Source organism: Micromonospora sp. DT4, assembly GCF_049841675.1.
In the GTDB taxonomy this organism is placed as follows: domain Bacteria; phylum Actinomycetota; class Actinomycetes; order Mycobacteriales; family Micromonosporaceae; genus Micromonospora.
The window spans coordinates 180,302-191,515 of sequence record NZ_JBNCKT010000001.1 but is presented as its reverse complement, the minus strand read 5'-3'; the positions used below and the strand labels follow the sequence as shown (position 1 = coordinate 191,515).

The following is an 11,214-nucleotide window of genomic DNA, read 5'->3' as shown; positions in this document are numbered from 1 at the left end:
ACAGCGACCGCCCGCAGGGCGACCGGCAGTACAGCGACCGCCCCCAGGGCGAGCGGCGCTACAGCGACCGCCCGCAGGGCGACCGGCAGTACAGCGACCGCCCCCAGGGCGAGCGGCGCTACAGCGACCGCCCGCAGGCTGACCGGGGTGACCGACCGGCGGGTGAGCGGCGCTTCGCGGACCGGGACACCCGGGGCGGCTACCGTTCCGAGAGCCGCGGTCGGGACGACCGGCCGCGTGACGATCGGCGGGGCTTCGGCGGGCGGCCGGCGGCGCGTACCCACTGATCCACTGATCTACCCGGAACGCCGTCGCGGAGCATGCGCTCCGCGGCGGCGTTCGCACATGCCCTGCCGATGACGCGCGGGTCGCGTAACGTCCGGCTCATGGCGACCATGACCACGTCGATTTTCTGGTCCCGGACGGACACCGCCGGCAGCGAGCAGGTTCTGCTCGACGACGGCGACGCGTTGGCGGCGCGGGGCACCCTGCTCGCCGTCGATCCGATCCCGTTCACCGCCCGCTACCGGCTGACTACCGCGCCCGACCGGAGCACCGCCCGGCTCGAGGTCGAGGCCGAGGGGTCGGGTTGGCTTCGCCGCGTGACCCTGGATCGGGCCACGTCCCGGTGGCGGGTGACGACCGCCGAGCAGGGCGACCTGGACGCGGCGCTGGTCGCGGCCGGACACCCCCGGGCCGGTCTCCCCGGCACCGACGACCCGGATCGTCTCGCCGACGCGCTCGACGTCGACCTGAATGGTTCGCCGCTGTTCAACGCCCTGCCGGTACGCCGGCTCGGGCTGACCGGCGGGCCGGCCGACATGCCGCGCCGGATCACCGTCGCCTGGGTGCTGCTGCCCGGCCTGGAGGTGGTGCCGGCAGAACAGACCTACACGAGGCTCGGGCCGGGCCGGGTCCGGTTCGCCAGCGGCACCTTCACGGCCGACATCGACCTGGACGCCGACGGGTACGTGGTGCGCTATCCCGGCCTGGCCGAACGGATCGACCCACGCTGACGGCAACCCGTCCCCGGCGGGCGCCAGAGCGCCGAACCGACTGAGCAGCTCAGGCGAGCCAGGCCCCGCCGGTCAGGAAGCGCTCGATGGTCGTGGCGTGGGCGGCCAGGTCGAGGCCCTGGGCGGCCATCCAGTCGTCGGAGTAGTACGTGTCGGTGTAGCGGTCGCCCGCGTCACAGATCAGGCTGACCACCGAACCGGTCCGGCCCTCGGCCAGCATGTCGGCGATGAGGCCGAACGCGCCCCACAGGTTGGTGCCGGTGGAGCCGCCCACCCGGCGGCCGAGCACCGCCGAGCCTGCGCGCATCGCGGCCAGCGAGGCCGCGTCCGGCACCTGGACCATCCGGTCCACGACCGAGGGCAGGAAGGACGCCTCGACGGTGGGCCGACCGATCCCCTCGATGCGGGAGCCCTTGCCGGTGCGTACGGACCAGTCGGCGGCCACCCAGGCGGGATAGAAGGCGGAGTTCTCCGGGTCCACGACGCAGAGCTTGGTGGACAGGCGGCGGTAGCGGGCGTACCGGCCGATGGTGGCGCCGGTGCCGCCGGTGCCGGCGCCGACCACGATCCAGGCCGGGATGGGGTGCCGTTCCAGCTCCAACTGGGCGTAGATCGACTCGGCGATGTTGTTGTTGCCCCGCCAGTCGGTGGCCCGCTCGGCGTACGTGAACTGGTCCATGAAGTGGCCGCCGGAGTCCTCGGCCAGCCAGCGAGCCTCGACGACGACACCCGCCGGGTCGTCCACCAGGTGGCACCGGCCGCCCTGGAACTCGATCTGCGCGATCTTCTCGGGCGAGGTGGACGCGGGCATCACGGCGATGAACGGCAGCTCGAGCATGCGCGCGAAGTACGCCTCGGAGACCGCCGTGGAGCCCGAGGACGCCTCGACGATCGTGGTGTGCGGCCCGATCCAGCCGTTGCAGAGGCCGTAGAGGAACAGCGAGCGGGCCAGCCGGTGCTTCAACGAGCCGGTCGGATGCGACGACTCGTCCTTGAGGTAGAGGTCGACTCCCCAGGCCCGGGGCAGCGGGAAGGGCAGGAGGTGGGTGTCGGCCGAGCGGTTCGCGTCCGCCTCGACGGTGGCGATCGCCTCGGTCACCCAGCTACGGCTGGCCTCGTCGCACCGGTCGAGATGAGTCACGCCGGAAACCTAGCAAGCAGGTCAGCGGCGCTCAGCTCCGGTCCGCAGACCTCGACCGGCGTGACTGCCGGCGGTGTCCGGCCCGGCCGACGGCCTGGGCGAGAGGGATCAGTCCGGTGGTCAGCCGGGGCAGGGCGTCCAGCAGCCGTACCTGGGCGCTCTGCCAACGGGGCAGGCCGGCCCCGGATCCAGCGGGTGACCAGGCGCGGTTGCCGTCATGGTGACCCGACGGGCGAGATCAGAAGCCTGCGCATTGATGACGAGGTGCTGGCCGGCGGGCCCGAAGAGGTCGAGGAGGTCGGGGAGACAATTTCGCCTGTCCGGGCTTAACCCGGCGCCGGCGCCTTCCTAACGTGGCAGCGCGGAAGCAACGAAACGCAAACCGCATCCTGCGCGAATAGTCCCCAATGGGAATCCCGATCACGTCCGACCCAAAGTACTTGGCGCCGGCAGCTTCCGAAATCAACGACCGACCCCGTAAAATCCACACCTGGAAGAAGCCCTCCGAGGTTTTCGCCGAACTCGTAGAAACAAATGCTTCGACTGCCTGAATCTGCCCTCTTCTTGAGATTGGCACGATCTACGGGAGGCCGGAATTGGCTGAGGACATCAACGGCCTGCGTGACGGAACCAGGACCTGCTACTGACGGATCAGCCGGCCGAGGAGATCCGTGATGAAGGACTTGACCAGCGTGGTGTGCGTTGAATTTGGCATGACGTGGGTGCGGTCTGGGCTATGGCTTGGGGTGAGTGGCGGCCTGGTGCCGGATGAGGTGCTCATGGCGTCACCCGTGCCGGGCTTGCATCAGGTGTTCGTGGACCCGACGGTGGTGCATTCGGAGCGTGTGGCGCAGGTCCTGCGTAGCGAACCGGCGGGTGTGCTGGGGCGGATGGTGCATGTGCCAATCAGGATCGACTCCGGCCTGGACGCAGCGATTACTCGCGCCGACCGGTTGGGCATACCCGTCCTGCTTGAGGCGTCGGAGTCACTTGACACGAGTGGCCCGCGAGTCGTGCCGATTGGGGGCATCGACTCCGACGCAGTTCTCGTCTTGCCGGCGGAGCCGCTACCTGGCGCGATGTCCGCCTTCAGCATCGCCGCTCACCAGGATGGGGCGCTGGTCCAGACAAGCCCTGCCACCCCGCAGACAGTTACCGATAGCCAGGTCAGCGCCCATGGCGACGCTGAGTCCATCCGAGTGGTATCTGTCGGTGACCTTCAGGTCATAGTTCGGGAGATCGCCAGCGGCGGCCGTCGGCAATTCATCCTGGCATCAGGCGTGGAGTGGGCGGACGTCACGAATCGTGAACTGGTGCCGCCGGGTGTGTCGCCCGCGCTGATCGTCCATTCGATGGGGCACGATGCCGTGAGCGTGCCCGTGCGGCGAAACGACGGCACGTCGGCCATTGCCAGCCTGTCGGCGCCGCAACTCGCCACGGTGATGGCGACTCTGGCGTCTGACGCGCCGTCGTGGGTCCTGGCCTCTTGCGGGCTCGGCGGGACTGACGGTGGCTTCGCGGCCAAGTTGGCCGACCTCAACGGTTGGGACGTGCTCGCACCGCAGGGTGACGTATCGGTCGGCGGTAACGGAGAGGGCACATTGTCAACGCGGCGGGGCGAGGCCTGGCATCTCTTCGTGCCATCCGGCACCGGCGGCATGGGCTGGGACGTCCTCAATGATTCAGACGCCGGCGGGCGCCCCTTCGACGGAGTCGAGGCACGGTCCGACGGCTTCGACTCCGGAATCATCATGGGCTTTCGGGAGGTAGGCCGATCGGATCGGCCAAACTATATTCTTCAGGCCCGGGGCAGCCGGGGCGAAACCCAGCTAAACATGAAGGATATCATTTACAGCCGGATTACAAATGATCAAACAGGGCGAGCCGTCCCTAGTCTCATATTCGCGAGCCCGAGATTAAGCGGCGAGATCTGGGGCGGCGAGGTCGATGCCAATGGCCGATTGACCGACCTCCGCTTCTGCATGATTTCCCATGACCGAAAGCCTCCGATGGTGGGCCTTCCCACACCATGGGGAAACGACAGCATTTTCAACTTCGTCGCGCATGGCGAAGGTTCGGCAATCTCCGTTGAGGCAATGCCTGCGGGATACCGCCGCACCGAAAATTTCACTTTAGATGCCGTGACAACCGCGAATATGGTCGCGAAAGATCCTGAATTCATTGAGGCTTGTAGCCGCAGGGACATCAAGACATTCGTATTCAATTCGTGTAACGTCGGCCAAGAATTCGTGCATGATTTCTACACCGAGATGAAAAAGGCCGGTTATGCGCTGACCGTCTATGCGGCAACCAGCACTTACAAATTCATTAAAGACGGCCGATTCCGGACGATAATTCTCGCGGGCGGCCACTGGGTCGTGCGCGGCACAACCGTGCCGGAATCTTATAAGGACATGGTCGTCGCCGAGCTAGCAAGCACTGCCGATATTGACGATTGGCAGTACAAACAGCTTGCTGCGCCGAACTTTTCCGGTGTAGTGACCATCGAGGACAGATACAATACTCTAAAGTTGGTCAGAAGCGCCATCAGAGATTCGGTCAACAACGGCACTCTCAACGTCACGAGCCTTGTGGAATCTGTTTCCCGAAACATGGCGGCCAACCCCAGACTAATCTACCGGGCAGTCTTCTCGAACCTCATAAAAAGCGATTCCCGGCACCGGATCACTCACGTCTCCATCCAAGATTCTGTCGACGGCAACATGGTGGACGATCCGGCGATGCTTCGCTTGACGGGGGTCTTCTTCAAGGGCACGGGCCCGCTAGAATGGTCTGGCAATGATCATTCGACCCATTCCCGAGTGCCGGTCGTCGGTCGCTATCAACTTCCCGTTCGTGGCACGCCAATTAGCGAGATGCTTGCCAGCCCATTCTGGCCTCGATCGGCGATCCCGGTGGCCGAATACTCTAAGTCATCCAGCAACTGGAAAATGCATCAGGTGGCCCGCTGGGCGGCCACGTGCTTGGCTACCAATATGCAAGTGTCAGTTGTCGTCGATGGCAAGGCTTCGTTCGGTGGCCTGTTGTCGAACCCAAAAGAGCAGGCCGAAAACGCGTTCCGGGCGTCGATCAATCGGTACCTGAAAGACTTTCTGGGCCTCGATGACGCTTCGGCGACAAAAAAGCTAGGGAATCTGTCAGTCACGCACGGATCAGATATTAAGAATCCCCTCGCTATTTATGTTGGAACCCAGCCTTCCGAGGAAACTCGAGTCAGTGCGCAAACGGAGTTGAAGACTACGGTAGCAGGCCGGCGGGAACCGCAGGGAGCGGAGGGAGCGGAGGGATATAGCCGTGGTGCGCAATCGACCTCGGTGACGACGCCCCTGAACGTGATACGAATGCCGGACGACAACTGGTCGTTGATCGACGCTTTCGTGACTGCCGGTCCGCATTTTGTTCGCCCCTTCTTCGCGGATAGGCCCGGGGTCCAGGCGTGGCTTGACACGGTGGACAACCTACGTCGGACTCCATTCAGTCCCGACAACAACAAGCTTCGACGCACCGTCAGCGAGGCGCTGACGCAGAGACTGGCTAGGCATCTCCGTGAGCACTGGAAGTACTACAAGCCTCATACAGATACGGCGCTGCGACAATCGATTTTCGGAGCAAAGGCGCCAGGCGGGCCAGCGGCCTACGTAGCGACCGACAATGACCGGAATGTCATTTTGCGCGCCTTTGCCGACTGGGAGAGGGGCTGGTCTGTAGAGGGTCTCCGGCCGGCGATGATATGGCTTCTCGGCATATCCACTAGCGCGAAGCTGCGGATTCGTAAAGCTGGTGACATAGTTGGGTCTCCAATAAGGCATCTCGCGCAAACGAGGGGCGATGAGGTATCCCTGTGGGAGGCAAATAGGGCACACTACGATGCCTGGCTGAGCGAGGAGACTGGTAGCACCTCCAACCGGCTTCGTCCTCCGCACCTCCCCCCGACCCGAGGTGCAGATTTCGCGCCGCCGACCGATCAACTTATCGCTACTTCTCGCGCTGACGCAGTGCAACAAACGGAGTCACTGCCGATCCTGTGGGACGAACCGGTCCTGCTGCAGTGGGGTGGCCTGCTCGACATTATTCCCGGCCCAAACGCTACGATGGTGCTCGCGGGCAGTGACCTGAAAAAATACCTGAATAACGCGCGCGCAGTCGATCCGCAGGCGGATCCGGCGCCGGACCGGGCCGCGCGTGTGGCCACAGCCACCGTGGCCTGGATCGTACGCACGCTGGGAAGTGCCACAAAGCCCCAGACGCTGTCGGCGATGTTGGCAAGTAGGGGCGGTGTGAAGACACCGAAGGCACTGACGGTCGAGGTGGAGATCGGATTGCGGCCACCTCCTGAAAACGAGACGGTTGAAGCGCGCGACGCACGAGAGGCGCGGGAGACCGATCTTGCCGCGTGGGTGACGGCCCAAGTGAGTTGGCGCCTCAACATAGGGCTCACGCGCTGGGTGGGTAAGAAGCCTGATGTGCGAGCCCTGCCGCAGGTACGGGTGCGACACGCTGTCGTGCGGACCGGCGGTCCCCAACATGAGGACTATCTCCGGCTACGAGGCTCGGTGCATGACGGGGCGCCCACGCAGCCTCCGAAGCTCGAGGGACAGCGCGACCACATTCCGACCAATAGTCGACGCGTCGTGGTCATGCTGGAGCCGCCCGCCCTCCAGCCGACGGAAGGCGCTGTTACAGACATCCAGTCGCTGGCCCGGGAAGTCGCTCACCAGGTTGTCCTGCAACACCTGCTGATCGGCAGCGTGCAGGAGCAAGGCAGTGATGCTCACCAGATCTTCACGCGTGTGGCCCCTTGGACGGCGGGTCCGTACGTCGAGATGGCCGCTCCGTACGACCCGGCCACCGCGAGCAGCCACGACGCTTACGAGAGAATTCGGGGTGTAGCGGAGCCTTTTGACCGGGAGTTGGAAGCGTCGATAGCCAGTGCGATTTCGGCGCTGACGGGCCGCGATGCGGACCAGACCCAAGTCGCGCAGATTGCCTCAAGGGTCGAAGTCAGACGGCAACCCCGCGACAGCCCCGGCTCTACGGAAGGCTCCACCCACGCCGTAGAGATCACCTACACGAACCATCCGCCGGGCACGCGCGTCGACGACGAATTCGACGTGCCTCAGATGGACTATCTGAGCCGATGGCGTCTCAGCGCTGCCTCGTTGGGCGACGATGGGTGGTGGCGCTTGACAGATCCCCTTGTCGACGTGGACAAGACCGTGTCGACGTTGCCGCCCGAGGCTTTTAGGTTGGTCGATTCCGAGTATCTCGACGTCGTCGAAACGCGCGACCGCCGGGAATATCTAATACGCGGTGATGTCCGGTACGAAGTGGCGCGACTTGAGGTGGCGAGGCCACATCCACTCGGTAGTCCAGTCTCCATGCACCCGGTTCGGGTGTTCCGTGTTCGTGTTCACCTCGCGCCGACCGCGGACGTAGTTGCCTCGAAGGCCGAGGCGCTCATGGAACACACACAGACGGCGGTCCGGCAGGAGTTGAACGAGCGCTTCCGACTGCCCGGAGGAGATCAATTCCATCTCGTTGTGGAATTCACTGACCGCGCCGACGCCCATCATGTGGTTGAGGTTCCCGCCACCGGGTCCATGGATATGCTTACCTGGCCGGCCACCATCCTGCAGGAGAGTGTGCAAGAGGTCAGAGACAGTGTCCTGCACGAGATACTGCATCTGCTGGGGTTGCAGGACGAGTACGTTGAATCCGGCCATGAGGTCGACGGCAGTCGATCGATGTTTCGGCATGAGTACACCGATGAGTGGCGTAGCAACAGTCGACGCCGCACCAACCGACCGCTTGCTTTGATGAAGGATGTCACGAGGTCTAGCGGTTCAGAAATCATTGCGCCCCGGTATCTGTGGGAGATCGCTTTCGTTCAGGAAAGCTACACTCACGCCCCGGTCACGAGAGTGGGCCCCGACGGTGCGGTACTTGTGGCCGGGACGGTAGCGGTAAATACGTCAAAGGCCCTCGCGTTGGACTCGCCCACAGAACTTCCTCGACTTCCCCTGGGTCAACAAAAGCCGCTCACCGATCCTGTGGTGCTGCCCTCGGGGAGCGAGGAGGACACGAAACACCCAGGGCTGTACTGGGTCGGAGATCCGCCGTCCGAGCAAATTCGGTCAAACCTGCAGGCAGCGGTGGGCGCACTGGACGCGCCGGTCGTCTTCGTGGGCTCTTCGGGGCGAGGTCGTCAGGCTTCGACAGAGACCCTGCGGAACGTCCAGCGTTTGGCGCAACAGTTCGCCCTCAAACAGCAGCAGCCCGTCGTCGTGACTCAGGCAGAGTTGCCTGCCTCCTTGAGGAGAATGTCGCACACATTCGGGTTCAGCGTGGTCCACCTTGTCACCGAACCCGCCAAGAGGGTCGTAGGTCTAATCGGATCGCTGTCAGTGGACCCGATTTGGCAGGTCGTCGACTGCAACGGTAATTTCGAAAATCATGGCAAGGTGTTGGAAGCGCCGATTCTGGTGCGGGCGCGTAAGTTGGCCCGGCCAGCTGGTGACTCGACGCGCTGGGCGGTCGGGAAGCTTCTGCTGGCGCCGAGCATTGACGCAAAGTTGAAGGTCCTTTCTGCCTTAAGTAAGGAGTTGGCTGGTCAGCCCGCTCGTGATGATCTACAGAGGATCGTCGAGCAAGTGGACGGCGATCCGTGGTTCGGGAAGTTCAAGCCGCTGCTTGGTGAGCTTGGCGGGTCGGGCAAGGCCGGCTTCGTGCTCGATTTCCAGGCGATGGAGAACCCGGTCGACCGCAACGCTCTGTTGCTCAGTGAAGTGGGTCGGGGCATCGAGGTCGACCTGCGGGTCGACCTGATCAGAGATTCCGGATACCCGGATTCTGGTGCCCTGACCGCCCTGACGGCGGTCGACGTGATGTTTGCCGAGGGGCGTTCCGCTGCTCTGACGTGGGTACAGAAGCATTCCGCCGCGCTGCGCAACGACGAGAAGGGGCACTGGGTCGATGCGCTCAAGGTGATCGCTCAAACACACCAGGAACAGGCCGCTGATCTCAAGGCATTGGCCGATGCGGTGTACGACTGCTGACCGGCATTGGCGCGACCTGGGAGGAGTCGAGCGACCCCTCGCCGCAGGCGGGGCCCAGGTCGCCACGGCCGCGCCGCGTCCCGCCAAGGTCATCGGAGCACGCTACGCCTCACTGTCAGGCGGGCTGCGGGCCGACCGGCTGGGGTCGGTTCTCCCACTTGGTGGAGAGGGCGATGGCGGTACGGGTGGAGGCGACACCGGGGGTCCGGTTCAACCGCACGATGAGCTGCTCCAGCTCGGCGATCGTGCCGACCCTGGCCTTGAGCAGGAACGACTCGACGCCCGCCATAAAGTAGCAGGACTCGATCTCGGGCAGCACCCGCAGCGACTCCAGCATGTCGTCGGAGTCCGCGCCGGAGTCCTCGACGATGCCGATGAGCGCGGTGACGCCCAGCCCGATCGCCTCGGGTGCCACGTCCGCGCGGTAGCCCAGCACCACGCCGCTGCTCTCCAGCTTGCCGACGCGTTCGTGCACGGCGGGGGCGGAGAGGCCCACCTGCCGGGCCAGCTCGGCGTACGACAGACGGGCGTTGCCCCGCAGCAGGTCGACGAGGCTCAGGTCGATGGCGTCCACGGAGAGTGACCTTAACGTGTTGGGCGTAACGCGAGGCCTTCGGCATCCGTTGGTCAGGACAGTGAGTAACCGTTCATAAACTTACGGTCTAGGTAGGGGTTGCACCAGTACCATTTACTAACTTCCCAGTCAGTGCATTTTTCGCGTTTGGCGGACAGGCCAGGTCCCTGGTGCTGTAATTGCCATACGTCCCTCATGACGGCTCTGGGCTCGCACCAGCCGGGGGCAGTGTGTTCAGCCAGGGGCTTCGTCGACGCGAGGAGGGGGCTGTGGACACTGGAGATCGCCTGCTGACACCGGGTGAGGTCGCCGCGCTGTTTCGGGTGGACCCGAAGACTGTGACGAGATGGGCGGCGGCCGGCCGGATAGGAAGCATCCGGACTCCAGGCGGGCATCGCCGGTTTCGGGAATCCGAGGTGCGAGCCCTGCTTGAGGGGGAGGGCATGCTGGACGAGGTGGACGAGGTCGGAAAGCCACGCAATGTGGGTCCGGCCGCCTCCACCGGGCCGGGTCCGGCCAACGCCGGCATGTACTGAACTGGTGCGGACAACGTCAGGCGGACCGGGCGGCAGTCCGGTCCGCGTCCCACTACGACAACCCGCCGTACGACGCGGCCGGGCGGGCTGAGGCGACGGTTCAGCTCCGGGCCGCGCCGAGCTGGCCGGACCAGCGGCGGAACAGGGTGTGTGGCACACCGAGCGCGTCCAGCACCTTGCCGGCCACGAAGTCGACCAGTTGCGCCGCGCTGGCCGCCGCGCCCGCGCCGTAGAAGCCGGGACTGGCCGGCAGCACCACCGCGCCGGCGTCGTGCAACGCGATGAGGTGCTCCAGGTGGCTGCGGGTCACCGGGGTCTCTCGGGGCACCACCACGACCGGTCGGCGCTCCTTGAGGTTTACCTCGGCGGCACGTTGCAGCAGGTCCTTGGAGAGCCCGATCGCGATGCCCGCGCAGGCTGCCGTGCTGGCGGGCACCACGGCCATTCCGCGTACCTGGTAGGACCCACTGCTGGGCCCGGCGGCCAGGTCGCCCGCCGGCCAGTGGCGTACGTCCGCGTCGGTCAGGTCCCGGTCGAGCCACGTCGCCAGGTCCTCGGCCCAGTGCGCGTCGCGGAACGACCGGCCGGTCTCGTCGAGCAGGGTGAGCCGTGCCGCCCGCGACACGATGAGGTCCACCGGCTCGCCCGCGTCGAGCAGCCCGCCGACGACGGCTGCCGCGTACGGCGTACCGGAGGCTCCGGAGACGCCGACCACCCATGGTTGCCGCATGCCTCCAGCCTGCCTGGTCCGCGCCGCGTGCCGCTGGGCACCCCCGCGATCCGCCGCGCCGCGCTCGTCCAAGTTGTCCGGCCGGGTACGTGACTGTCCCGCCGACCTGACATGCTGCCGATGGCGATTCGCACCGGGAGC

6 protein-coding genes and 2 pseudogenes are annotated in these 11,214 nt (G+C 65.2%); 5 read left to right on the top strand and 3 right to left on the bottom strand.

Features of this window, described 5'->3' with window-relative positions:
* A pseudogene (locus ACLQ24_RS00835) lies at window positions 1-287 on the top strand (DEAD/DEAH box helicase); the annotation flags it as partial.
* Between the two features lie 108 nt (window positions 288-395).
* A complete protein-coding gene (locus ACLQ24_RS00830; protein WP_425888483.1) occupies window positions 396-1,016 on the top strand; it encodes a putative glycolipid-binding domain-containing protein in 621 nt (206 codons plus the stop codon).
* Between the two features lie 49 nt (window positions 1,017-1,065).
* Here the strand turns inward: ACLQ24_RS00830 and ACLQ24_RS00825 are convergent, their stop codons facing one another.
* The gene (locus ACLQ24_RS00825) at window positions 1,066-2,157 is read right to left on the bottom strand and encodes a PLP-dependent cysteine synthase family protein (protein ID WP_425888461.1); all 1,092 of its coding nucleotides are present in this window, start codon (window positions 2,155-2,157) and stop codon (window positions 1,066-1,068) included.
* Window positions 2,158-2,511: 354 nt separating this feature from the next.
* Here ACLQ24_RS00825 and ACLQ24_RS00820 point away from each other — a divergent pair.
* Together ACLQ24_RS00820 and ACLQ24_RS00815 are read left to right on the top strand one after the other, a co-directional pair.
* Window positions 2,512-2,708 (top strand): annotated as a pseudogene (locus ACLQ24_RS00820) (IS30 family transposase); the annotation flags it as partial.
* Between the two features lie 123 nt (window positions 2,709-2,831).
* Window positions 2,832-9,233 carry a hypothetical protein gene (locus ACLQ24_RS00815; protein WP_425888460.1) on the top strand — a complete coding sequence of 2,134 codons (6,402 nt, stop codon included), beginning with the start codon at window positions 2,832-2,834 and terminating at the stop codon, window positions 9,231-9,233.
* A 115-nt stretch (window positions 9,234-9,348) separates the two neighbouring features.
* Here the strand turns inward: ACLQ24_RS00815 and ACLQ24_RS00810 are convergent, their stop codons facing one another.
* A complete protein-coding gene (locus ACLQ24_RS00810; protein ID WP_355247954.1) occupies window positions 9,349-9,807 on the bottom strand; it encodes an Lrp/AsnC family transcriptional regulator in 459 nt (152 codons plus the stop codon).
* A 269-nt stretch (window positions 9,808-10,076) separates the two neighbouring features.
* Between ACLQ24_RS00810 and ACLQ24_RS00805 the strand changes: the two genes are divergently transcribed.
* Window positions 10,077-10,343, top strand: coding sequence for a BldC family transcriptional regulator (locus ACLQ24_RS00805; protein ID WP_007454516.1), 267 nt, complete (start codon window positions 10,077-10,079; stop codon window positions 10,341-10,343).
* Between the two features lie 100 nt (window positions 10,344-10,443).
* Here ACLQ24_RS00805 and ACLQ24_RS00800 read toward each other — a convergent pair whose 3' ends face one another.
* Window positions 10,444-11,073 (bottom strand): UbiX family flavin prenyltransferase, encoded by a 630-nt coding sequence (locus ACLQ24_RS00800; RefSeq protein WP_425888459.1) that lies wholly within the window; start codon window positions 11,071-11,073, stop codon window positions 10,444-10,446.
* Window positions 11,074-11,214: the final 141 nt, after the last annotated feature.

Excerpts from the sequence above, each read along its gene's own strand:
- ACLQ24_RS00815 (WP_425888460.1), top strand. The coding sequence starts at position 2,832 with ATGAAGGACTTGACCAGCGTGGTGTGCGTTGAATTTGGCATGACGTGG.
- ACLQ24_RS00830 (WP_425888483.1), top strand. The coding sequence starts at position 396 with ATGACCACGTCGATTTTCTGGTCCCGGACGGACACCGCCGGCAGCGAG.
- ACLQ24_RS00800 (WP_425888459.1), bottom strand. The coding sequence starts at position 11,073 with ATGCGGCAACCATGGGTGGTCGGCGTCTCCGGAGCCTCCGGTACGCCG.